25 protein-coding genes are annotated in these 21,256 nt (G+C 60.8%); 15 read left to right on the forward strand and 10 right to left on the reverse strand.

The genetic code is table 11. The features are described 5' to 3' along the window. The first annotated feature begins 23 nt into the window (after positions 1–23). The 3 genes from B0E55_RS32275 to B0E55_RS24345 all read left to right on the forward strand — a co-directional run bounded on the left by B0E55_RS32275 (position 24) and on the right by B0E55_RS24345 (position 2,492). Positions 24–155, forward strand: coding sequence for a putative transporter small subunit (locus B0E55_RS32275; protein ID WP_003941363.1), 132 nt, complete (start codon positions 24–26; stop codon positions 153–155). Between the two features lie 103 nt (positions 156–258). Continuing rightward, complete coding sequence (locus tag B0E55_RS24340; protein ID WP_007726042.1) at positions 259–702, forward strand: MarR family winged helix-turn-helix transcriptional regulator; 444 nt, start codon at positions 259–261, stop codon at positions 700–702. Then, on the forward strand, positions 699–2,492 hold the full coding sequence (locus B0E55_RS24345; protein ID WP_080910620.1) for an AMP-dependent synthetase/ligase: 1,794 nt from the start codon (positions 699–701) through the stop codon (positions 2,490–2,492). Before B0E55_RS24340 ends, B0E55_RS24345 begins: the two co-directional genes overlap by 4 nt. Here the strand turns inward: B0E55_RS24345 and B0E55_RS24350 are convergent. Further along, positions 2,489–2,869 carry a helix-turn-helix domain-containing protein gene (locus tag B0E55_RS24350; protein ID WP_003941392.1) on the reverse strand — a complete coding sequence of 127 codons (381 nt, stop codon included), beginning with the start codon at positions 2,867–2,869 and terminating at the stop codon, positions 2,489–2,491. The two genes, B0E55_RS24345 and B0E55_RS24350, sit on opposite strands and share 4 nt — an antisense overlap. A gap of 223 nt (positions 2,870–3,092) precedes the next feature. Here B0E55_RS24350 and B0E55_RS24355 point away from each other — a divergent pair, with 223 nt between their 5' ends. The 3 genes from B0E55_RS24355 to B0E55_RS24365 all read left to right on the forward strand — a co-directional run bounded on the left by B0E55_RS24355 (position 3,093) and on the right by B0E55_RS24365 (position 5,372). Further along, positions 3,093–3,338: a hypothetical protein gene (locus B0E55_RS24355; protein ID WP_223257939.1), complete on the forward strand. Its 246-nt coding sequence runs from the start codon at positions 3,093–3,095 to the stop codon at positions 3,336–3,338. A gap of 124 nt (positions 3,339–3,462) precedes the next feature. Continuing rightward, a complete protein-coding gene (locus tag B0E55_RS24360) occupies positions 3,463–5,052 on the forward strand; it encodes an FAD-dependent oxidoreductase (RefSeq protein WP_080910621.1) in 1,590 nt (529 codons plus the stop codon). Further along, entirely contained in the window at positions 5,049–5,372 is a 324-nt protein-coding gene (locus B0E55_RS24365; RefSeq protein WP_007726052.1) for a 4Fe-4S dicluster domain-containing protein, read from the forward strand. The genes B0E55_RS24360 and B0E55_RS24365 overlap by 4 nt, the downstream gene beginning before the upstream one ends. Here the strand turns inward: B0E55_RS24365 and B0E55_RS24370 are convergent. Then, positions 5,362–6,417, reverse strand: coding sequence for a 2,3-butanediol dehydrogenase (locus tag B0E55_RS24370; protein ID WP_080910622.1), 1,056 nt, complete (start codon positions 6,415–6,417; stop codon positions 5,362–5,364). The two genes, B0E55_RS24365 and B0E55_RS24370, sit on opposite strands and share 11 nt — an antisense overlap. A gap of 175 nt (positions 6,418–6,592) precedes the next feature. Here B0E55_RS24370 and B0E55_RS24375 point away from each other — a divergent pair, with 175 nt between their 5' ends. From B0E55_RS24375 to B0E55_RS24390, 4 genes are all read left to right on the forward strand, one after another. Then, positions 6,593–7,087, forward strand: coding sequence for a DUF3558 domain-containing protein (locus B0E55_RS24375; protein ID WP_157902089.1), 495 nt, complete (start codon positions 6,593–6,595; stop codon positions 7,085–7,087). Between the two features lie 30 nt (positions 7,088–7,117). Further along, complete coding sequence (locus tag B0E55_RS32280) at positions 7,118–7,471, forward strand: hypothetical protein (protein ID WP_232816907.1); 354 nt, start codon at positions 7,118–7,120, stop codon at positions 7,469–7,471. Positions 7,472–7,539: 68 nt separating this feature from the next. Continuing rightward, positions 7,540–8,031 carry a DUF3558 domain-containing protein gene (locus B0E55_RS24385; RefSeq protein ID WP_230091180.1) on the forward strand — a complete coding sequence of 164 codons (492 nt, stop codon included), beginning with the start codon at positions 7,540–7,542 and terminating at the stop codon, positions 8,029–8,031. A gap of 43 nt (positions 8,032–8,074) precedes the next feature. Further along, complete coding sequence (locus tag B0E55_RS24390) at positions 8,075–8,401, forward strand: hypothetical protein (protein WP_080910624.1); 327 nt, start codon at positions 8,075–8,077, stop codon at positions 8,399–8,401. A gap of 1 nt (position 8,402) precedes the next feature. Here B0E55_RS24390 and B0E55_RS24395 read toward each other — a convergent pair whose 3' ends face one another. The 3 genes from B0E55_RS24395 to B0E55_RS24405 form a co-directional block, all read right to left on the reverse strand. After that, positions 8,403–8,756 carry a UBP-type zinc finger domain-containing protein gene (locus tag B0E55_RS24395; RefSeq protein ID WP_020970111.1) on the reverse strand — a complete coding sequence of 118 codons (354 nt, stop codon included), beginning with the start codon at positions 8,754–8,756 and terminating at the stop codon, positions 8,403–8,405. Positions 8,757–8,826: 70 nt separating this feature from the next. After that, a complete protein-coding gene (locus B0E55_RS24400; protein WP_003941311.1) occupies positions 8,827–10,263 on the reverse strand; it encodes an ATP-binding protein in 1,437 nt (478 codons plus the stop codon). Between the two features lie 9 nt (positions 10,264–10,272). Continuing rightward, positions 10,273–11,949 carry an FAD-dependent oxidoreductase gene (locus tag B0E55_RS24405; RefSeq protein ID WP_019749255.1) on the reverse strand — a complete coding sequence of 559 codons (1,677 nt, stop codon included), beginning with the start codon at positions 11,947–11,949 and terminating at the stop codon, positions 10,273–10,275. A 213-nt stretch (positions 11,950–12,162) separates the two neighbouring features. Between B0E55_RS24405 and B0E55_RS24410 the strand changes: the two genes are divergently transcribed. Both B0E55_RS24410 and B0E55_RS24415 read left to right on the forward strand, forming a co-directional pair. After that, a complete protein-coding gene (locus B0E55_RS24410) occupies positions 12,163–12,657 on the forward strand; it encodes a DUF3558 domain-containing protein (RefSeq protein ID WP_080910625.1) in 495 nt (164 codons plus the stop codon). A 160-nt stretch (positions 12,658–12,817) separates the two neighbouring features. Beyond that, positions 12,818–13,024 carry a hypothetical protein gene (locus B0E55_RS24415; RefSeq protein ID WP_241896139.1) on the forward strand — a complete coding sequence of 69 codons (207 nt, stop codon included), beginning with the start codon at positions 12,818–12,820 and terminating at the stop codon, positions 13,022–13,024. Between the two features lie 56 nt (positions 13,025–13,080). Here the strand turns inward: B0E55_RS24415 and B0E55_RS24420 are convergent, their stop codons facing one another. Together B0E55_RS24420 and B0E55_RS24425 are read right to left on the reverse strand one after the other, a co-directional pair. Continuing rightward, on the reverse strand, positions 13,081–13,542 hold the full coding sequence (locus B0E55_RS24420) for a 6,7-dimethyl-8-ribityllumazine synthase (RefSeq protein ID WP_003941401.1): 462 nt from the start codon (positions 13,540–13,542) through the stop codon (positions 13,081–13,083). A 46-nt stretch (positions 13,543–13,588) separates the two neighbouring features. Then, complete coding sequence (locus tag B0E55_RS24425; RefSeq protein ID WP_003941343.1) at positions 13,589–14,101, reverse strand: Lrp/AsnC family transcriptional regulator; 513 nt, start codon at positions 14,099–14,101, stop codon at positions 13,589–13,591. 219 nt (positions 14,102–14,320) lie between these two features. Between B0E55_RS24425 and B0E55_RS24430 the strand changes: the two genes are divergently transcribed. The 3 genes from B0E55_RS24430 (at position 14,321) to B0E55_RS24440 (ending at position 18,165) form a co-directional block, all read left to right on the forward strand. Then, complete coding sequence (locus tag B0E55_RS24430) at positions 14,321–15,436, forward strand: Glu/Leu/Phe/Val family dehydrogenase (protein ID WP_080910626.1); 1,116 nt, start codon at positions 14,321–14,323, stop codon at positions 15,434–15,436. 129 nt (positions 15,437–15,565) lie between these two features. Further along, entirely contained in the window at positions 15,566–16,684 is a 1,119-nt protein-coding gene (locus tag B0E55_RS24435) for a methyltransferase (protein WP_080910627.1), read from the forward strand. Positions 16,685–16,797: 113 nt separating this feature from the next. After that, positions 16,798–18,165 (forward strand): acetamidase/formamidase family protein, encoded by a 1,368-nt coding sequence (locus tag B0E55_RS24440; RefSeq protein ID WP_080910628.1) that lies wholly within the window; start codon positions 16,798–16,800, stop codon positions 18,163–18,165. Positions 18,166–18,185: 20 nt separating this feature from the next. Here B0E55_RS24440 and B0E55_RS24445 read toward each other — a convergent pair whose 3' ends face one another. From B0E55_RS24445 to B0E55_RS24455, 3 genes are all read right to left on the reverse strand, one after another. Next, positions 18,186–19,532 carry a T3SS (YopN, CesT) and YbjN peptide-binding chaperone 1 gene (locus tag B0E55_RS24445; protein WP_070385708.1) on the reverse strand — a complete coding sequence of 449 codons (1,347 nt, stop codon included), beginning with the start codon at positions 19,530–19,532 and terminating at the stop codon, positions 18,186–18,188. Between the two features lie 212 nt (positions 19,533–19,744). Beyond that, the gene (locus B0E55_RS24450) at positions 19,745–20,227 is read right to left on the reverse strand and encodes a hypothetical protein (protein ID WP_020970103.1); all 483 of its coding nucleotides are present in this window, start codon (positions 20,225–20,227) and stop codon (positions 19,745–19,747) included. Positions 20,228–20,392: 165 nt separating this feature from the next. Continuing rightward, the gene (locus B0E55_RS24455) at positions 20,393–20,950 is read right to left on the reverse strand and encodes a LysM peptidoglycan-binding domain-containing protein (RefSeq protein WP_020908363.1); all 558 of its coding nucleotides are present in this window, start codon (positions 20,948–20,950) and stop codon (positions 20,393–20,395) included. Positions 20,951–21,256: the final 306 nt, after the last annotated feature.

Here is a 21,256-nt window from a genome sequence, read left to right on the forward strand (position 1 = left end):
CGAGACAAGTGGAAGGAATGCGAATGAGTACAGCTCTACTGACCATTTACGTTCTGATCTGGCCGGCGTTGGTGCTGGTTGTCTTGGGAGTCATCAGCAAGGGATTCTTCAAAGATTGGGCAACTGCCCGCCGCAACGGTGAAGATCTGGTCTAGCTGTTCACGCCGCCACCGACGCACTTGCTGTCGGTGGCGGCGGTCATATTGCGTCGGACACAGGGATCGGCGTTATAGTTGCCCAGTGCAACACGACGGAGCAATGGCGCTCACCGGTCCACCAGCCGTTCATGACGAGCTGGTGCACCTGACGCGGCAGCTGATGACGGGGGATCGGCATTCCGACGACCACCCGTCGATCGCGCAGCATTCCTTCCTCTCCTTCATCGGCCGCAACGACGGCTGCAAGGCCACGGAGATCTCCGAAGTCTTCGGCGTCAACCGCTCGACCATCTCGCGCCAAGTTCGCGGCTGCATCGAGGCAGGCTGGGTGTATGCCGATCCGGGATCCGTTCGACAGGGCAATCCGCTGCACCTCACGGAGGCTGGCCGCAAATACCTCGACGCCGCCGACGCGCGTCGGCTCGACCAAGTCGCCGGCAGGCTGCACGATTGGACCGAGTCCGAGGTCGCAGACTTCGCCCGCGCACTCCACCGCTTCAGAATCAGCATCGAATCGCAGACCAACGGAGATGACACCCTGTGAGTGAGTACAGCGCCAAAGCCCAGTTCACCATCTCCGACAACGAGTCCGTGGTGCACACCGTCTTCACTCACGCCGAGCGCACGCCCGAACTGACGGTGTTCTCCCGCCCCAAGGGAGAGGGTTGGGTAGACGTCACAGCCAAGGAGTTCGCCGAGCAGGTTACCGGTGTCGCAAACGGTCTCATTGCAGCCGGGGTGCAGGCAGGCGACCGCGTCGCACTGCTCTCCGCGACCCGATACGAGTGGACGCTGTTCGACTTCGCCATCTGGGCCGCCGGCGCCGCTACCGTTCCGATCTACGACTCGTCGTCTCAGGGGCAGGTCAGCTGGATCCTCGAAGACTCCGAGGCCGTCATCGCAATCGTCGAAACCGGCGCGCACGAGCAGCTGTTCCAGGACGCGCCAAGCTCTCTCAAGGCCGTCATGCAGATCGACGACGGAGCAGTCGAAAAGCTGACCGCACAGGGCGCCGACGTTGACGATACCGAGCTGAAGAAGCGACTCGCGGGCATCAAGGCCGACGATCTGGCGTCACTCGTCTACACCTCCGGCACGACAGGTCGTCCCAAAGGATGCATCCTCACGCACCGCAACTTCCTGTCCGAGGTGCGCGGGATTCTCACGGCATCGATCGGCAAGGTGGCGGTTCCGGGAAACCGAGTCCTGACCTTCCTGCCGCTCGCTCACGTACTGGCCCGCGCGGTGTCCCTCGCGACGTTCGAAGCTGGTGCGTCGCAGGCCCACTGGTCCGACTTTGCCACCATTACAACTCAATTCGAGCGGTACAAGCCCAACACCATCCTCGGTGTTCCGCGTGTCTTCGAAAAAGTTCGTGACGGCGCAGCACGCAAGGCGGAATCCGGTGGAAAGATCCCCAGCGCGATCTTCGCCTTCGCCGAAGCCACCGCCAAGGAGTACAGCCAAGCTCTCGACAAGGGCGGTCCCTCGCTGATCTTGAAGGCGAAGCACGCAGTGGCAGACAAGCTCGTGTATTCGAAGCTTCGTGAGGCTCTCGGCGGCGAGTGCTGGTTCGCGATCTCCGGCGGCGGCGCCCTGACTCCTGAGCTGGGGCACTTCTTCCGTGGGCTCGGAGTTCCGATCTACGAGGGTTACGGTCTCACCGAAACCACTGCGGCGCACTGCGTCAACGTCCCGGGTGCTCAGAAGATCGGAACCGTCGGACAGCCGATGGGCGGCAACGGGGTTCGCATCGCCGAGGACGGCGAGATCGAACTCAACGGCGGGGTTGTCTTCAAGGGCTACTGGAAGAACGACAAGGCCACCGAAGAGACATTCGTCAACGGCTGGATGCGAACCGGTGATCTCGGTGAACTCGACAGCGACGGTTACCTTTCCATCACCGGACGCAAGAAGGATCTTCTGGTGACGGCGGGCGGCAAGAACGTCTCGCCGGGCCCGATGGAAGACCGTATCCGTTCACATTCCATAGTCTCGCAGGCAGTCGTCGTCGGCGACGGGAAGACCTACATCACGGCGCTGTTGACCGTCGACCCCGAGGTGTTCGAGAAGTGGAAGGCGGAGAACGGCAAGCCTTCTGGCGCGACCGTCGCCGAACTACGTGACGACAAGGACCTTCGAGCGGAGCTGCAGAAGGCCGTCGACGACGCCAATGCCGCTGTCTCGCATGCGGAGTCGATCAAGAAGTTCGTCATTCTCGATCGCGATCTGACCGAGGAAGACGGTGAGATGACAGCGACGCTCAAGATCAAGCGCAATGTCGTCGTCGATCGGTTCTCGAAGGAGATCGAAGGAATGTACGCGAAGAGCTAGGCGCGTTTGGGGAACTGCTCGCGGTAAGCCATCACGTCATCGAGGCGGAACCTGCGGTGGGTGCCGCGTAGTTCGATCGGGAGTTTCCCGGCGTCGGCGAGCTTACGTACATATGTGTCCGAAACGCCGAGGATCTCTGCTGCCTGCGAGGTGGTGAGGAGTTCTGCGACGGGCCCGAGGGCGACGCTGTCGCCGGCAGCGAGGTAGGTCAGGAGCTGCACGACGGCGTCGCCGACCGATGGCGGAATCTCGATGCTCACGCCGTCGAACACCAGCGTGGTCGTGTCCGTCGAGGTTGCGGCTCTCTCGGCCAGAGCTGTCTTGATTCGCTCGGCAGCGTCGCCGTCGACTGCGGAAACGATGTGGTCGATGCTCACGCGGTATATCTCCGATCGAAGGCAGTGTTTCGCAAGCATAGACAGCGACAGTGTCCGTCGGCACGCTGGCTAGCGCCGTGTGCGTTGTATTACATGAGTGCCGTGAGTGGAAAACCATTTACCCACGTAGATCGGAATTCGAAGGTTTTGGCGCCCAAAGATATTCGACTCGACGCATATGTAACTCACCAAATTTGGTGTACCCGCAAGTAACATCCTGAGCGTGGCTAGACGATCGGTAACGGTGAGATTCGACGTAGAGGAACTGAGGGCCCTAGAGACCCTCCAAGAGCTCACGGGCGCGGACATTTCCAGCGTCATACGTGAAGCTGTGATCGAACATGCTCGTCGATGTGTTGTGCAGGGAAAGCCCCGCGACATCACCGAGCGACGCAAATCGCTGACCTTGCAGGAAGCCTTCGCCAAGTACTCCGCGTTGTGCACCGACGAGGAGCGGGAAGCGTCGTAGCGCTCTGTCGATGCGGCGGTGACTGGTTGAGTTCACAGTGATTCTGACTGTGGCGCTGGGTAGTTCGTTCGAGGAATATTGCGGCAACAGAAGTGTTGCGTAGACCTCTGACAGGAGCTGGCCAGTGACGGACGTCCTCGAACTCTCCACCGATGTATTGGTGATCGGTGGTGGCCCCGCCGGCGCATGGGCAGCGTTGCGCGCGGCCAAGGCCGGCGCAGACGTCGTCCTGGTCGACAAGGGGTACTGCGGAACGAGTGGTGCAACGGCCCCCTCCGGAACGGGTGTTTGGTACGTCGAACCGGATACGAGTGCCCGTGAGCGAGCAAAGGCCGGTCGTGAGGCGCTCGGCGGATATCTTGCCGACCACCGTTGGATGGACCGCGTCCTCGAGCAGACCTACTCCAACATGGATCTCCTCGCGGTGGAGGGCAGATATCCGTTCCCCGTCGACCCCACCACCGGCAAGCAGATACGCACCGGCTTGCAGGGGCCTGAGTACATGCGGCGGATGCGCACCTGGATTCGTCGAGCCGGCGTGCGAATCCTCGATCATTCGCCGGCACTTGAGTTGTTGGTGGACGGTGCCGGCCGAGTTCGCGGGGTCGCCGGATACCAGCGTCACGAACACCAGGACTACCGCGTCTCGGCAGGCGCGGTAGTGGTCGCCAGCGGAGGTTGTGCGTTTCTGTCCGGTGCGCTGGGCACCAACGTCGATACCGGTGACGGTGCATTGATGGCAGCCGAAGTCGGAGCCGAGTTCTCCGGCATGGAGTTCTCCAACGCGTACGGAATCGCAGCGGCCGGATCGACGATCACCAAAACTGCCTACTACGCGTACGCGACGTTCTTCCACGCAGACGGAAGAGTGCTCGAAGGTGCCGGTTCGGCGAAGGGGAGGTCCGTCATCGCCAGTACGTTGCGGAACGAGCCGGTCTTCGCGCAGATCGATCGAGCCGACGCTGAGGTGCAGCGTCGAATGAGACTGGGGCAGCCCAACTTCTTCCTGCAATTCGATCGCCGCGGAATCGATCCCTTCACCGACAAATTCGAGGTCGGCATGCTCGCTGAAGGCACGGTGCGCGGCACTGGGGGAATCAACGTCGTCGACGACGATTGCGCGTCATCCGTTCCAGGTCTGTTTGCCGCCGGGGACGCTGCGACCCGAGAGCGAATCTGCGGAGGGTTTACCGGCGGGGGAAGTCACAACGCCGCGTGGGCGATGTCCTCTGGTTCATGGGCAGGAACCGGTGCTGCGCGGTATGCGCTGTCGGTCGGACGCGGGGCTACCAGTGGTCTACGCGGAGCCGGAACCGTCGCACTGCGTAGTCCGGTACGAACCCGGTTTACTGCCGACGATGTGGTGAAAGCTGCTCAAGCGCAGCTGATTCCCTTCGACAAGAACTACCTCCGCAGCGGTGATCGAGTATCGGCAGCGCTCGGTGAGCTCGAATCGCTGTGGGGTGCAGTGAGTGCGGATCTGGGCGCGGATCCAGCAGGTCGGATGGCGGCGCGGCAGGCTGCCGCGATCACGGCCGTCGGTCGCTGGATGTACCACTCGACGTTGGCGCGGACCGAGACTCGGGGAATGAGCAAGCGGGACGATTATCCCGAACTCGATGTGACGCAGCACCATCACGTCCTCACCGGCGGTTTGGATTCGGTGTGGACCCGGACTTCTGAATCTGTCGGGTCTGCACTGGTGGCGTCATGATCGAGCTGGTGTCCGCGCCTGACTGCATCGGCTGCGACAAGTGCGTAGATGTGTGTCCTACAGATGTTTTCGATCGGACGCCGTCGGGCGTCCCGGTGATTGCGCGCCAATCGGATTGCCAGACCTGCTTCATGTGTGAGGCATATTGCCCGACGGATGCGCTGTATGTGCATCCGCAATCCACGCCGTTGGAAACGGCCGATGTGATCGAGGACGATCACATCGGCCGCTACCGAGAGAAGATCGGATGGGGCAAAGGGCGGGCACCTGGGTCGCTGACTGCGGTGGGCCCGGAGGTGCCCCGTCCGGTTACGACCTGACGAGAATCTTGACTGCAGTGTCGTTGTGCTCGATCAGAGTGGTGAATCCTTCGGAGATCAATTCTTCGAGCTGAATACGACCGGTGATGAATGGCGCCAGATCGACGACACCGTCCTGGACCATCTTGATGACCGCCTCATGGTCACGTACGTACGCGATGGTTCCGCGTAGGTCGATTTCCTTGAGGACCAGCTTCTGCATGTCGATGGTCGCGGGCTTGCCCCAAATCGACACGTTGACAACAACTCCAGCAGGCCGGACCGTGTCGAGCATGGTGTCGAGGACCGCGTTGACGCCTGCGCACTCGAAGCCGGTGTCTGCGCCGATGCCTCCGGTGAGTTCGAGGACGCGCGCCTTGACATCTTCGGTGGTGGGATCGATGACGTAGTCGGCGACGCCACTGGAGAGGGCCTTGGCCTTGCGGGCTTCGCTGAGTTCGGTGACGATCGTCGTGACACCCAGCCCTTTGAGAACTGCCGCAACGAGGAGTCCGATCGGTCCGGCACCGCCCACGATGGCGACGTCGCCGCTTTCGGCTCCACTGCGTACGACTGCGTGATGGGCGACGCTCAACGGTTCGATGAGAGCTGCCTCGTCGAGTGGGATGTTGCCGATCTTGTGGATCCAGCGACGGTCGACGACGACCTTCTCGCTAAGCCCGCCACCTCCGCCAGCCAAGCCGATGAACCCCATCTTCGTACACAGGTGGTAGTTGCCCGCCTTGCACGGGGCGCACTCGTTGCAGACGAAGTACGGCTCGACGACGACATTTTCACCGACCTCGACGTCCGTGACACCTTCGCCGACCTCTTCGACCGTGCCGGAGAACTCGTGGCCCATCGTGACCGGCGCATTCTCGTGTGAGAGAGGATGCGGGTGTCCGGGTGCGGAGATGAAGATCGGTCCCTCGAGGTACTCGTGGAGATCGGTGCCGCAGATTCCGCACCATGCGACCTTCAGCTTGACTGTTCCTGGCCGCAATTCGGGCTCAGGGATCTCTTCGATCCGGATGTCTTTCTGCCCGTGGAACCGTGCTGCCTTCATTGATCCGCACCTCACTTCGTTGTGAATCCCCTGGTAGATCGACGTTAGGCCGATTATCGGCGTGGGTGAAGGGTTGCAACGGAATGCAATGGGGTGGAACCGATCGGTGCTGGGGAGCGTCCAATACTGTGAGCGGGCCGCGAATGGGGGGAGTGCTGTGGGAGTGAGGGGTGCAGTGGTCTTGGTCGCGGCCGCGCTGTTGGTTGGGGGTTGTTCCTCGACGGTCGAGGGGCATGCAGTACGAGCCGAAGAGGCTGTTGGGCTATTTGACCCTTGTAGCGGCATTAGCGACAGCGCCTTGCGGTATGTCGGCGTTGATCCGGCGACTGAGGAACGCGGGATTCTTGGAGTTCAGATTCCACGATTTGAAATCTGCTCATGGGATGGGACGGAAATTTCGCTGAGCGTCTGGTCAACTGACCACACTCTCGACGAAGTCGAAGCGAACACCAACAATGCCGATGTAAGGGCTGCGAATGTTCATGGCGGCCCTGCTATCAAATTCGGGCAGCGTGACGATGCGACCGGACAGATTTGCTCAGTAGCTTGGACGACCAATCAGGGGGTGCTGATCGTTCGGATCGCCCCAGATTTCGGTGAGACGCCAATCGACCCGTGTGGCCTCGCCTCGACGATTACCGACAAACTCTTCCCGGAGCTCCCCAGATGAATCGCTCGCTTGATGAAGGTGGTGCTACGCATGAGTTCAAATGAGGACTCCGGGGCCGAGGTTTCGTTCTCGCTGGATCCGGACACGGCGCGATTGCTAGTTACGGCATGCGGCGAATACCAAATGACGTTGGAGCATTTGTCTGTTGCTGCTGCGAAACTGAGTTGGGTTGGTGGTTTAGGGACGCTCGCATCAGGTCGAGCGCTTCAGACGAAGTTCGAGGAGAAGGCCGTCGGTGGCCACGATGCGCTCGTCGATGTGTTGGCGAGTCATATCGCGGTCGTGGAGGCAATGCAGGCTCAGTTTCAAGCCTGCATCGACAACGCATTGGATCAGGAGTCGTCGAACGTGTCGACTTTGAGGTCGGTCGACCTGCCAAATTGAGGCAGCGAAGTGTCGCTGGAGTGTCCGGGCAGCGAATGAGGGGGAGTGCTGTGGGAGTGAGGGGTGCCGTGGTCTTGGTCGCGGCCGCGCTGTTGGTTGGGGGTTGTTCCTCGACGGTCGAGGGCGAGGCTTTCCCTGTCGATGTGATTGGGATGTTTGATCCGTGTGAGGTTCTCAGCAATGAGGAATTGGAGAAAGTCGGAGTTGACCCGGCAACAAAAGAGGTTGACATCGTTGACACGCATATCGATGGTTTCAACATTTGCTCGTGGAACGGTGAGTGGTACTTCTTGTCTCTGACATCGACCGATCATTCGCTCGTAGAGGTCGAACAGAATCCAGTCATGCGCGACCTTCATCGAGCCCAAATCGCCGGGCGCGAAGTTCTGAAATACCAGGAACGCAATGACAAAACAGATTCTGCTTGCAACGTCGCCTTCGCGACCTCTCAATCCACTGCGATGATCCGCGTCGGCGCCAAGGTCGGTGTGGCGCGCCCCGAGACGCCGTGCACGCTGGTGGAACGAATCGCCGAGACAGTGATTCCATTGCTCCCGTGACAGCGGTCCTGATTGCAGCTACACCCTCGAATACAGGAGTCACATGTCGAATTTGTATCTCGATGCCAAAGTCGCCGGCGAGCTGATCGCGGCTTGCACTGAACTCCGCGCGCAGTTCGAGGCAGCATTGAACTCCGCCGCACTACTCGGTCAATTGACAGGGTTTGGAACCCTAGGATCCGCACAGGCCCTACAGGCTAAGTTCGAGGAGAAGGCTGTCGGTGGCCACGATGCGCTCGTCGATGTGTTGGCGAGTCATATCGCGGTCGTGGAGGCAATGCAGGCTCAGTTTCAAGCCTGCATCGACAACGCATTGAATCAGGAGGCGTCGAACGTCTCGACTTTGTGGTCGATCGACCAACCGAACTGAGTCAGTGGATGTGTTGCTGCCAATCGGCTGGGACACGACCCTTAGGTCCCGGCGTCGGCTGATCTACGGGATGTGAAGTGGGCGCCGCCAATTCAGGTCCGTCGTACGCCTCGTTGGTTTCGAAGCTCCAGAACCAATCCTCACCGGGTTCGTAGCTCTGCATGAACGGATGCTTTGTCGAGGCCGCATGCTTGCTCGCGTGCTGTGACGGTGAGGAGTCGCAACACCCCACGTGACCGCATTGCGCGCATCGACGCAGGTGCACCCACCAACCGCTGCTCGCATCGCATTCGACGCATCCCGCGCCACTGGGCGGCACGCTCGGATCGATCCCCGCTGGAAGTCCGTCGGTCATGGTCCACCCTCTCGCTGACTGAAGTCGGTCATTTCATCGTGCGCTTTGCCTACCGGCCGTGCAAGGGCGACTAGTCGTCGCGCGTATCCCGCGGTGGGCCCGCGATTGGCAACAAAACTCTGAACCGGGTGTTACCGGGCTCAGACGTGACCCGCAGCTCACCACGATGCTTGCCGACCACAATTCGCCACGAAATATCAAGGCCGAGACCGGTTCCCTCACCGACAGGCTTAGTCGTGAAGAAGGGTTCGAAGATCCTGTCGATGACGTCATCGGGAATCCCGGCGCCGGTGTCGCAGATCTCGATGCACACGCGGTCGCCATCGCGGCTTGTCCGAACGGTGAGTGTTCCCGATCCGTCCATGGCAGAGACCGCATTGTCGATGAGATTGGTCCACACCTGATTGAGTTCGGCGGCGTAGGCGTCGATCGGTGGCAGCGCGAGGTCGTATTCCTTGACGACTTCGATTCCGCTTCCGATCTTTTGCCCCAACATGATCAACGTGCTGTCGAGCAATTCGTGGACATCGATGGTCTGGAAGGGCGCGCGGTCCATCTGAGAATACTGTTTAGCTGCACCGACGAGAGTCGAAATCCTCGTTGTGGAGTCGGCGATCTCGTTCATCAGTAGTTCGGATTCGATGGTGTAATTCAGCCAGCGAATTGCGCCTTCTAGCACCGACTCGTCTACGGCTGCAGCAACATTCTCGAGCCAAGCGGTGTCGAGACCAGCCTGCACGAAGGTCGGAGCCAGATCCCAACCCTCTCGAATCGAATGATCCTCGAACCATTCACCCAACGAATCCTCTCGATCCGAGGCTTCGAGGGGAGTGAGCGTCGGCGCCTTGGCGACAACCTCTGCAACTTCCTCTTGAAGTCGCATGAGAGTGACGAGGGCATCGCGGTCGTAGGTGCCCGATGCAACCATCCCCAGTTTGTGGCGCATGCCTGCGACACGCTCGCGCAAAGAGGCTGTCGCTCGAACCGCCGCGGCTGCAGGGTTATTGAGCTCGTGAGTCAACCCGGCCGACAGTGATCCGAGTGCAAGGAGTCGCTCTCGCTGATCGATGATCTGCTGAGTGTTCTTCTTGCCGAAGAAAACACCTTCGAGTAGATGAACCGCCATTGGAAACCACTCGCGCATCGCGTTGCCGAACTTGTCGGCGTCCAGGACGAAAAACGTCGAAGGAGTCGTCACTCGCATCGACCCCGCGTAGACCTGCGGTACACGATCGCCGAGATACGCCGTCCAGCCTCCCGAGTAGACGCCGCGCTGGGTGGTCCTGTTGATCTCGATGTCTTCGCCGCCCGACAGCTTGGACAGCACCACCTCGCCCTCGATGAGGACGTAGAAGCAGGTGGCAGGCTCACCTTCGAGGTAGACCTGACCTCGATCGATCTCGGTGATATGGCCTGCCTGGCACAGTGATTCGAGTTGATCGTCGGTGAGCTTCTCGAACAGGAACAGGGTGCGGAGCAGGTCGGGGCTGCATTCAGGAATGGACATCGAATCTCCCTATTGTTGAGCGAGATAGCGGTGGACGAACATCACGGCCATCGCGCCCTCTCCGACGGCCGACGCGACGCGCTTGGCCGATTCGGCGTGTACGTCCCCGGCGACAAATACTCCGGGGACACTGGTTTCGAGATGATGTGGTGCGCGGTCGAGCGGCCACCCGTCCGGTGTGACACCTTCGGACGGAAGGTCCGGGCCGGCAAGAACGAAGCCATTTCCGTCGCGGACCACCACGTCTCCGAGCCAGTCGGTCAGGGGAGCGGCACCGATGAAGATGAACAACCACTGAGCATCGACAGTGTCTTCTTCTCCGGTGGCTCTGTTACGCAGTGTGATTCGTTCGAGGTGATCGTCACCCTCAGCGCCGACTACCTCCGTGCACGTGCGCACGGTGATCTTCGGATTCTTTTCGATCTGCTGAATCAGGTAGTAGGACATCGAGGCTTCGAGCGAGTTGCCGCGAATGAGAATGGTGACGGACCTAGCTCCGCGGGAGAGATAGACCGCAGCTTGGCCTGCCGAATTGGCGCCGCCGACTATGTACACATCCTGCTCGCTGCACCGAGCGGCTTCGGTGACAGCTGACCCGTAGTAGACCCCTCGGCCAGTGTAGGTATCGAGCCCCGGCGCCGAAAGTTGGCGATAGGAAACACCGGTCGCCAAGATGACCGAGTGGGCGTCGACCGACGAACCGTCGTCGAAACGCACGGTGCGGGCCGAGCCGTTGATTTCCAAACCGGTGACGTCTCGCGCGGTGATGACCTCGGCGCCGAACTTGGTTGCCTGGCGTCTTGCGCGATCGGCCAACTGTGCGCCGGAAACTCCGTCGGGGAAGCCGAGGTAGTTCTCGATTCGTGAACTCTGGCCGGCCTGACCGCCAGTCGCCCGCCGTTCGATGAGAACCGTCCGAAGCCCCTCCGAAGCGCCGTACAGAGCAGCGCCCAGACCCGCAGGGCCGCCGCCGATGACAACGAGATCGTAAAAGTCTTCGGAGAGGGTGGTACTCAACCCGAGTTTGTCGGCGAGTTCGGCGTCAGTGGGCTCGACGAGGACATCCCCATTGGATGCGATGACGACGGGAAGCCTCAGTTCGTCGGTACCGGCAGCCGAGAGCAGTCGTTGGCCTTCCGGCTCGTCCGACATGTACCAGCGATAGGCAAGTTGGTTGCGTGCCAAGAACTCTCGAACGTCGGAGGATCGTTCGGACCAACGATGGCCGATCACCTTTGTTTCCTCGGCGGGGTGATGACTCGAGCTTGCCCAGGCATCGAGCAGCGCATCGATGACGGGGTACAGCTTCTCTTCCGGCGGATCCCACGGCTTGAGGAGGTAGTGGTCGAGGTCGACTACGTTGATGGCGTCGATCGCAGCATCAGTATCGGCGTACGCGGTGAGGAGAACGCGACGAGCTACGGGATATAGGTCCATTGCCTGTTCGAGGAACTCGATTCCACTCAAACCGGGCATGCGGTAATCGGCGACGATCACAGCGACTGCATCGCCGCGAAGTTTCATTTCGCGCAAGGTCTCGAGAGCCTGGTCGCCGGACTCCGCACGAATGATTCGGTACTTCTCTCCGTACCGCTTGCGGAGGTCTCGAACGACGGCACGCGAAACACCAGGATCGTCGTCGACGCTGAGGATCGCTGGTTTGGCCGGGGCTTTCGGTGCGCTCACTCGGTGCCTTCCCGAAGTTGTAGTCAACCTCTCCAGTATGCGACTGCTGAGCTGAGCGTCAATCGCTGGAGATGCGCTCTGAGTGAACCAGCGATCGTGACCTGGGAATTTCAAGATTGCGGGAACCGATCGAGCCTCCGATGCATCCAATAGAGTGGGTCCACATCAACAGGGGGTGCCATGCGGGGGTCGGTGGGGGTTGGGCGACTGCTCATGGCTGGGATGTTGGTGTGGGCTGCGGCAGGATGCAGCTCAGTCGTGGAGGGGGCGGCTGAGCCTGCATCCGGCCAAGAGGGTTTGTTCGATCCATGCAAGGAAATTCCGGACTCAGTTCTGGAAGAAGTGGGGCTTGATCCGGCTACCGAGGAAGCTGGTGCGGCGGGCGTGGAGCAGCCAGGATGGAAGATCTGTGGGTGGAGCGGGTCCTGGTATTTCTTGACCGTGTATTCATCGTCGTACACCGTCGACGATGTTCGACGGAATCCTGATTTCCGAGGGTTCGAGGAACTTAATGTCGGTGGGCGGCGTGGTATCGAGTATCAGCGCGTCGACGACGAGGACAACAATGGTTGCTACCTTGCTTTCTCGGTCGAACACGGCTCAATCTGGTTCAACGTAGAACGAAAGCTGTCTGAGGCTCGGCAAGAGTCCAGTTGTGTTGTTGTGCAGCGTCTGTCGGTCAATCTTGAACCGACGCTACCGAAATGAGGTCTCGGTGAGTGGGTCTGATCGAAGCAATGGGTCTGACGACTCGCGACTGGAAGTTGAGCCAGACATCGCACGTGATGTGGTTGCGGCATGCGAAGATTTTCTTGGCGAACTCGATCAAATGCGCAGAAATCTGTTCGTGATTGCGAATGTTTCTGGAATGGGAACGCTCCAATCTGGAATCAACCTGGCCGAGAAGTTCTCCAAGAAAGCTAAGGATGGTGAAGATTCGTTGGAGAAGTCGTTGACCAGCCACATCCAGGTGGTCACCGAGATGCGGGACTTCTTCCAGCAATGCGTCGACCGCTACGGCGAAGTCGACGACTCGAACGCCTCCGCACTGGCAAGCGTCGACACCCCTCGATAGACACAAAAAATCTCGCTGAGCCGATGGCATTCGACTCAGCGAGACTTGGGTAACGACTAGCTGGTGGGCAGGGCCTTCAACGACTTGACGGTGGCGTCGACCGCGCGCGCAGCCTCGGCGCCCTTTTTCACGAAATGCGTGCTGAAGTAGTCGACGTGCTCGGCGTGCTCGTGGAAGTGATGCGGCGTCAAGACCACCGAGAAGACCGGAACGTCGGTGTCGAGCTGCACGCGCATCAGACCGTCGATGACAGCCGTCGCCACGAAGTCATGCCGGTAGATACCGCCGTCGACGACCAGACCTGCGGCAACGATGGCCTGGTAGCGGCCGGTCTTGGCCAACCGCCGAGCATGCAGGGGGATCTCGAAAGCTCCCGGTACCTCGAAGAAATCAACCGTGTCCTTGGGGTAGCCGAGCTCGACGATCGCGTCGGTGAATCCGTCGCGTGCACGGTCGACGATGTTGCGATGCCACGTCGCCTGAATGAACGCGATGCGCTGTCCCTGGATCTCACTCATAACCATGAAACTAGCGCACTTGGAAGCATCGACGCGACCACCCGTCCTAGTCCTGCTGACGGGGGAAGGCGGTCGAACGACCCCATCCGGCGTCATTGGTGAGGTGCTCGAGGAGAGGCTGAATTCGATACGGAAGGGGATTGGTCAGAGCGATGGTCGTGGTCGAATGCGTGACGCCTGGAAGTGACACGATCTGCTCGGCCAACTTCTGCAGCGCCGCGTGCGTCGAGGTGGCGACGCGAACGAGCAAATCCTCGCGACCGGTTGTGGCGTGAATTTCGATCACCTCGGGCAACTCGGTCAGACTCCGAGCGACTGCGCTGATCTTGCCCTGCTCGAGTTCCAGACCGACAAATGCCTGAATCGGGATACCGACCTCGGGGAGATTGAGATTCGGCCGAAACCCGGTGAGAAGTCCGTTGGATTCCATGCGCTTCATTCGCGACTGGACGGTGTTGCGGGCGACGCCCAACGAGTTGGCCAACTCGGCCACACTCATCCTCGAGTCCTTGCTGAGCAGTCCGAGCAACTGGACGTCGAGCTTGTCGATGCTGAGCACTTTGTGAACCTCTCCTCAGTGATATGGGTCACTGGATGATCGAATTGACTAGTTCAAGAGATTTGCATTGACCAAATCGTAGCTCAGGCAGAGCATTGGTTCCACGAATTGCTCAGCGGGATTCTCTTTGGGTTATTTGTCCCCAATAGTACCCAACGGCCATTTCGTCCCAATATTTCGACTGCACCCCGTTTATCCTTCGGAAAGGTCTATCCCACAATGACTCTCACCGCCGAGCCCGTGAACTCTGTTGTTTCCCATGGCGACACTGCGGGCGTGTTCGATCGCGCCGACTACCTGCGCGATTACCCCCACGAGCAGGTGAGCTTCTTCCAGGATCCCGCGAGCGGCCTCAAGGCCATCGTCGCCATCCACTCCACGACGCTCGGCCCCGCGCTCGGCGGAACGCGCTTCTACCCGTACTCCGACGAATCCGCCGCAGTCACAGACGTTTTGCGTCTCTCGCGCGGAATGACCTACAAGGCTGCGGTTGCCGGCGTGGACCTCGGCGGCGGCAAGGCGGTCATCATCGGCGACCCCGCAACGGCCAAGACCGACGAATTGCTCGGCGCCTACGCAAAATTCGTCCAGACCCTCGGCGGCCGCTACATCACCGCTGGTGATGTCGGAACCAACTCCAACGATCTTGACATCATCGGTCGTAACACCGACTTCGTCGTCGGCCGCAACGCTACGGTCGGCGGTTCCGGCGACAGCGCTCCGATGACGGCCCTCGGCGTATTCCAGTCGATGCGCGCCGCGGCACAGTCGCATTGGGGCACTCCGTCGCTCGCAGGCAAGACTGTTGGTGTCGAAGGCACAGGCAAGGTCGGCTACGAGCTGATCAAGCTCCTCCTCGCAGACGGCGCGACCGTTCTCGCGACCGACGTCAACGCCGGAGCGCTCGATCGCGTCAAGACGGACTTCCCGCAGGTGAGCATCGTCGACAGCATCATCGACGCCGATCTCGACGTTTACGCACCCTGCGCGATGGGCGCAACCCTCACCGACACGACCGCACGCTCGATCAAGGCCGAGGTTGTCTGCGGCGCTGCCAACAACCAGCTCACCGTGCCCGAGGTCGAGAACATCCTCCGCGACCGCGGCATCACCTGGACCCCCGACTACGTCGCCAACGGCGGCGGCCTCATCCAGGTTGCCGGCGAGCTGAAGGGCAACTCGGCCGAAGAGGTCAAGCTCAAGGTCGAGAAGATCTTCGACACGGTCACCGAGATCTTCGCGAAGTCGAAGAAGGACGGAATCCTCGCCGGCGAGGCTGCTGACGCGGTCGCCGAGGCTCGGATCGCCGAGGCAGCTCGCGTAGCCAAGGGCTGACATCCCTCTCGCAGTCATGTAGCGCGGCCGGTCCCGACTAGTGTGGACACCAGACGAGCAGATTTTGCAGATCTGGGCCACATCAGCCGGTAGACCGGCCGCTATGCGTCGGACGCCGGAAGGGCTTACATGACTGAACAATTCGCAGTGTGGACCGAGAACGACGTCGAGCAATCGGCCCGTTGGGGTTCGACGAGCAACGCCCCGGTGCCCAAGCGCATCGTCGTCGCCGACGACACGATGAAGGCCGACTACGCCTATCGCTTGGCATGCGAAGGCACGGCGTTGTTGTGGCGCGGAGATTTTCAGAACGCTCGCCAACTGTCGAAGGCCGTCGCGTCGCGCATCGACCGCAAGCCGCGCCGAGCGTCCGACGACCCAGCCAAAGCCTTCCATCTCCACAGGCAGACCCAAGGACGCCGCGCGCAGATCCTCGGCATGCTGCTCATTCCCTTGGATGCAGATCTGTCGATTCCACTCCGGCGAGCCCCGGACGCGCAAGTAGCGTTGACTGAAGCCTTCGGGATTACCGGTGAGCCTTCGGTTCGCTCGTTGCGTGACATCCTCGGCGCGATCGGCGCTCACGAGTGGCACCGCAAAGGTGTTTTCATCGAGGCTCTCGACGCACGAGTGCATCCCGCCTTCGGAGTGTTCTCACCCGTCCGCGGGGAGTATGTCGATCTTGTCGCGTCTGCGCCGCTACCGTCGACGGAATCTGCTTTCGATATCGGAACAGGTACCGGCGTTCTTGCTGCCGTCCTGGCGCGGCGTGGAGTTCAGACAGTGACGGCCACCGACCAGGACCCCCGGGCATTGCAATGCGCGCGCACCAACCTGTTGCGGCTTGGCTACGGCGATCAGGTGAACGTGATGGAAGCAGACCTCTTCCCCGAAGGCACCGCTCCGTTGGTGGTCTGCAATCCTCCCTGGATTCCGGCCAAGGCCACCTCGCCCATCGAATACGCCGTCTACGACCCTGCTGGAGCGATGCTGAAGGGCTTCCTGACTGGTGTCGCAGCGCATCTGGACGACGGGGGAGAAGCGTGGCTGATCCTCTCGGACATTGCCGAACACCTCGGTCTCCGAACGCGATCCGAACTACACGACCTGATTGCGGCCGGTGGGCTCACTGTTGTCGATCGCATGGACGTCAAGCCGACGCACGCAAAGGTCAGTGACCGAACCGATGCGCTTCACGCTGCCCGGGCACGAGAGACGACCTCGCTCTGGCGGCTTCGCCGTCGCTGAATTCATTCTCAGTCAACGGTATTTCCCTGCCATGAAATGGTAATGAACGAGTAACAAATCGGGTCTAGCTTTCTTCGCAGTCGCACATCGTCACGCACTCCGGAGGAATCTCGATGGAAAACACTCTTGCCCGCAACGCAGCCGAAGATCTGACGAAAGGTCTTGGCCGACGCGGATTCATGAGGGCAGTCGCGGCTCTCGGTGCGGGAGTAGGCGTTGCGGGTGTGGCTTCGGGATGCGCGCACTCGAACGCATCGCCGGCTGGATCATCCTCCTCTGCGCTGCCGTTCGCCGATGGTGTGCCGATTCTGCAACCGGGCAGCGGAAACGTCAGTGGCGATCACTATCTGAGTTCGGATCCGTCGGACGTCATGTGGGGTTATGTGCCCAACATCCACACCCGCGAGGTGATGCGGATGAAGTCGGGCCAGACCGTCACGATCGACGCCCTCTCGCACGAGGGAATTCTCGAGGATCAAGGGCGCAATCCTCTCGAATACTTCGGTAGCAAAGGCGTTTCCGAGAAGGACGTGCTCGAAGATGCGATTGCCGTTGCGGCCGAATACAACCGAACCGAACGAAACTTCGACAAGGACGGACCGCACGTCGTCACCGGCCCGGTCTTCGTCGAAGGCGCCCAGCCTGGAGACGTACTCAAGATCGAGACTCTCGAAGCCATTCCCCGCGTGCCGTACGGCGTTGTGTCGAGCAGACACGGCAAGGGCGCTCTCGCCGTCACAGCAGACGGAACCGCTCCAGCGGGAATCACTCTGGACGAAGTCATGCCGCCGGTCGCCACAGACGGGCGCGCGACAAAGGACCCGTTGAAGTACGGCGGTGTTTCCACCTTCACGACGATCGAAGACGGCAAGGGCGTGATGCCTTTCGGACAGTCGAAGGTGCGGTTTCCCTTGCGACCCTTCATGGGAATGATGGGAGTTGCCTATTCCTCGGATGCCGACCCGACGTCCCCGTCGTCGAACTCCATTCCTCCGACCCTGGGCGGCGGAAACATCGACATCAGGCATCTCGGTGTCGGATCAACCTTCTATTTGCCGGTATTCGCTGAAGGCGCCCTCTTCTACGTCGGTGACCCACACATGGCCATGGGCGACGGTGAGGCGGCGCTGACGGCGATGGAAGGATCGCTGCGCGGCACGTTCCGACTCAGCGTGTGCAAGAAGGATTCCGGTGACGCTCCATCGGTGGCTTTCGGATACCCGTTCGCCGAGACCGAGGAGGCCTGGATTCCGATCGGCCTGTCCGACCCCAACGGTTCGGTCGATGGGCAGAACAGTGACCTCAACGGCGCCATGCGGCGCGCGGTGGTCAACGCGCTCGACTTCCTCGAGCATGATCGCGGAATGGATCGAGCGACGGGCTACGCCTATCTTTCTGCCGCAGCGGATTTCACGGTCTCGCAGGTAGTCGATCGAACCGTGGGCGTCCACGGACAGATCTTCAAATCCCACTTCGAATAGAGGGAAGGCGATCCGTCGTGTCAGGACGGATCGTCGAAGAGACTCTGTTGCAAGGGATCGGCAAACAGGCCCATCTGCTCAGGTTGCGGCTTTGCCGGCGTCTCGGTTCGAGAATTGGGCAGGACCACCAGTCGCAAAGCCCCGCGCAGACGGTCGACCATGAGTTCCCACCCGCCGACCTGATCCTCGTATCCTGCAGCCTCTTCGGCGTCCCCGCGACTGTGGGCGTCCACCGCCTGACTGCGGAGCTGAATCTGCCATTCGTTACTGATGTGGAGGAGCTGAAGAATCAGATCGCGATCGCGCCCGCAGACATCGGCTACCGCGTCGAGATCCTCGGCCACGTCCAGATCGAGATGCAGCAGGGTCTCGAGTTCGGGAGGCAGGTCCTCGGCCGTCAGATCGGGCTGCAGCGAGGAGGAGTCACCGCTCTTGTTCGCGAAGAAGAGGTCTCCGCCGACGCGTGCGGCGAACTCGTCGTCCACGGTGCGCAGGAACGACGTCAAGGCTGCGCATGTATCGGTGAGTTGTTTGGGAACGAATGGTGAGCCCGCCACCTCGAGGAACACCGACAGACGGTCGTCGATCAAGACGAACTTGATGCGCGACCACTTGCGGTTGAGATCGGCGATGACCTCGGCTGCACGAGTGCGGTTGCTGATGTCCTGAACGAGTGGGGAGAACAACTGCACGTCCATGGACTCGGAAAGCGGACCGACGAACATGACAGTCGAACCGACCCGAATTGGTATGTCGCCGTCGCTGTCCCGCTCGGGAAGCGTGCCGAGCATGGGAAGCAAAGCGAGAGTGACCAACTCCTTGAGGTGGTCGACGTCGTTGGGCATGTAGGCCGCGGTGGGGTCGAGTGTCGGAAGTTCTGTCGACTCGACAACCGACGGATCGAAATCCGGAGTCTGCTCGTTGCCGGTGAGATCGCTGGATAGAAAAGCCGGGTGCTGCACACCGAACACATCACGGAACGCAGCGACAGTCATCGCTGCGAGCTGATCGGCCCAGTTCTGCGCCTTGTCGACGCAGAAGGCGGGGGAGTTGTTCGGATCGTCGAGATTCTCGGAAGGCGGATTCCAGCCGAGTGCGATCAACTTTTGTTCGTCGGCATCTTCGAGTCGATAGCGCGGATGAAGGAAGTCGTTGGAAGGAACCTCGCAGCGGACTGTGTTCTCGTCCCACACGAGGAACTGAACACATGGCGCTGCGCCGTCAGCTGGATCGAAGTCGCCGGTGGACGATTCCACGGCAAGCACGTCGCCGTCGACCATGATGGAAATGTGATCGCCGAGGCGACGTTGAAATTCTGCCCATGCCCGGTCGACACTGACATCGAGATCGAAGCCCATTGCGCTCATCAGCCACCTCCTTCCGCAAAAGCTCAGACCTATACGGTATCGCGAGGTCCCGACAATGCTGCTGTCCTTTTCCGGTCGACCGGATTGCAGCGGGCCACGAACCGTGACGACTAGGAAGGTTGTCGCAGGTAGATCGGGTATTTGAGAGCGGCGACTGAAGTGTGCCTGTAACCGCCGTCACGCTAGGCGGTATGCAGGCGAAAGAGCGAGGACTATCCGGCGAGAACGGGCGAGACCTCGACGACGGGCGGCGTGGACCCGGTCGTGACAACTGGGGTGGTGCTGGTCTTGGTGGTCGTGGCTGTCGCGGTCGGTGACGAGGTCGCGGTAGCCGACGCGGTGGTCGTGGACGATACCGGTGTTGTCGTACTCGTTGCAGTAGTAGTGGACGTAGCGGAGCTCGTGCTTGTCGCGGTCACCACCAGCGGCTGATTACGAGGAGCAGTCGTCTCGTCGGCGATTCGCCAGGTCGGCGTCGGCGGGATGACAACCGTGGGAACTGCAACCGAGCTGTAGAACGCGGCCGGTTCGATCCCGGCGACGGACTCCACGGAAACCGACGAGACCAGAGCGGGAGGCTTCACCACAGGGCCGCCGGAACCGAATGCGCCGGCTGCTCCGCCGAAAACGAGGCCTGATGTCAGAGAGAGAGCGGCCACTGCGACAGCGCCGATCATGACTGTTCTGTCTTTCATGCACACCTGTCCTTCGGGAGCAGTACGGAAGTACTGTAGGCGAAAAGATGCCGCAATGGAGTATCAGGGCCTGCTGGGCGGGACGCGAATCTGTGTGGCGTAGAACACAAAAGGCCCTGGGTGCCGACGCGGACGTCGGCACCCAGGGCCAGGTCAAGCAGTGAATCAGGCGGGGATCGTCAGTACCTGACCGGCGTTGATGAGATCCGGGTTCGGGATGCCGTTTGCATCCGCGATGCGCTGGTACTGGTTGCCGTCACCGTAGAAACGCTCGGCGATTGCCCACAGGGTGTCGCCGCTTTCGACGGTGTAGCTCTGCGCTGCCGGAGCGGCGGGTGCAGGCTCGGGCTCCGGGGCCGGAGCGGGCTCCGGGGCAGCCTCGGCGGCCGGAGCCTCGATTGCAGTGTCCGAAGACCACAGAGCATTTCCACCGGCGGACAGAACGACGTTGCGATCGTCCTGAACCGAGAGGGAGGCACCGTCGTTGCCTGCGGTCTGCGATGCCCACACGGCGTCGGAGTCCTTGTAGATGACGAAGTTTCCGTCAGCCTGCACCTCGGCGCGGTTGGCGCCGGATCCGTTGGTGCCTGCGGCCCAAACAGCCTGTCCGCCCTCGGACAGAACCAGGTTGCCGTCGTCCTGCAAGGTGAGGGTGTATGCGCCGTTGTCGGACTTGAGTTCCTGGCCGACTCCGAGGCTCTGACCTGACTGCAGTGTGCTCACGCTGTCCCTTTCCAAATCTGTTGCGATGACTGTGCCTCCACGATTCCGCTTTACCGTCCAGTTACCTTCTGGCCGTTGGTCTCGTAGGCGACCGAGTGTACGTTACCGAAGAGTACGGAGAATTGTGCAGCGTTGACGGACTGCGTGTCGAGCGTTCGGATCTTGCTGATATTAAGGCGTTTTGGGTGAAAGTGCCGGATCATGGTACGTGACCTCGTCAGGTTTCGGTGCGCATTCTCCTGAACTCCAGGTGAACTCGAAACTCTCTCAGCGCATTATCAGTAACTACTGCATTTTCAGTAACCG

The sequence above is a fragment of the Rhodococcus sp. 66b genome, from assembly GCF_002076325.1.
In the GTDB taxonomy this organism is placed as follows: domain Bacteria; phylum Actinomycetota; class Actinomycetes; order Mycobacteriales; family Mycobacteriaceae; genus Rhodococcus_F; species Rhodococcus_F erythropolis.

Excerpts from the sequence above, each read along its gene's own strand:
- B0E55_RS32275 (WP_003941363.1), top strand. The coding sequence starts at position 24 with ATGAGTACAGCTCTACTGACCATTTACGTTCTGATCTGGCCGGCGTTG.
- B0E55_RS24340 (WP_007726042.1), top strand. The coding sequence starts at position 259 with ATGGCGCTCACCGGTCCACCAGCCGTTCATGACGAGCTGGTGCACCTG.
- B0E55_RS24365 (WP_007726052.1), top strand. The coding sequence starts at position 5,049 with ATGATCGAGCTGGTGTCCGCGCCTGACTGCATCGGCTGCGACAAGTGC.
- B0E55_RS24370 (WP_080910622.1), bottom strand. The coding sequence starts at position 6,417 with ATGAAGGCAGCACGGTTCCACGGGCAGAAAGACATCCGGATCGAAGAG.
- B0E55_RS32280 (WP_232816907.1), top strand. The coding sequence starts at position 7,118 with ATGAGTTCAAATGAGGACTCCGGGGCCGAGGTTTCGTTCTCGCTGGAT.
- B0E55_RS24390 (WP_080910624.1), top strand. The coding sequence starts at position 8,075 with ATGTCGAATTTGTATCTCGATGCCAAAGTCGCCGGCGAGCTGATCGCG.
- B0E55_RS24395 (WP_020970111.1), bottom strand. The coding sequence starts at position 8,756 with ATGACCGACGGACTTCCAGCGGGGATCGATCCGAGCGTGCCGCCCAGT.
- B0E55_RS24400 (WP_003941311.1), bottom strand. The coding sequence starts at position 10,263 with ATGTCCATTCCTGAATGCAGCCCCGACCTGCTCCGCACCCTGTTCCTG.
- B0E55_RS24410 (WP_080910625.1), top strand. The coding sequence starts at position 12,163 with ATGGCTGGGATGTTGGTGTGGGCTGCGGCAGGATGCAGCTCAGTCGTG.
- B0E55_RS24415 (WP_241896139.1), top strand. The coding sequence starts at position 12,818 with ATGGGAACGCTCCAATCTGGAATCAACCTGGCCGAGAAGTTCTCCAAG.
- B0E55_RS24420 (WP_003941401.1), bottom strand. The coding sequence starts at position 13,542 with ATGAGTGAGATCCAGGGACAGCGCATCGCGTTCATTCAGGCGACGTGG.
- B0E55_RS24430 (WP_080910626.1), top strand. The coding sequence starts at position 14,321 with ATGACTCTCACCGCCGAGCCCGTGAACTCTGTTGTTTCCCATGGCGAC.
- B0E55_RS24435 (WP_080910627.1), top strand. The coding sequence starts at position 15,566 with ATGACTGAACAATTCGCAGTGTGGACCGAGAACGACGTCGAGCAATCG.
- B0E55_RS24440 (WP_080910628.1), top strand. The coding sequence starts at position 16,798 with ATGGAAAACACTCTTGCCCGCAACGCAGCCGAAGATCTGACGAAAGGT.
- B0E55_RS24445 (WP_070385708.1), bottom strand. The coding sequence starts at position 19,532 with ATGAGCGCAATGGGCTTCGATCTCGATGTCAGTGTCGACCGGGCATGG.
- B0E55_RS24450 (WP_020970103.1), bottom strand. The coding sequence starts at position 20,227 with ATGAAAGACAGAACAGTCATGATCGGCGCTGTCGCAGTGGCCGCTCTC.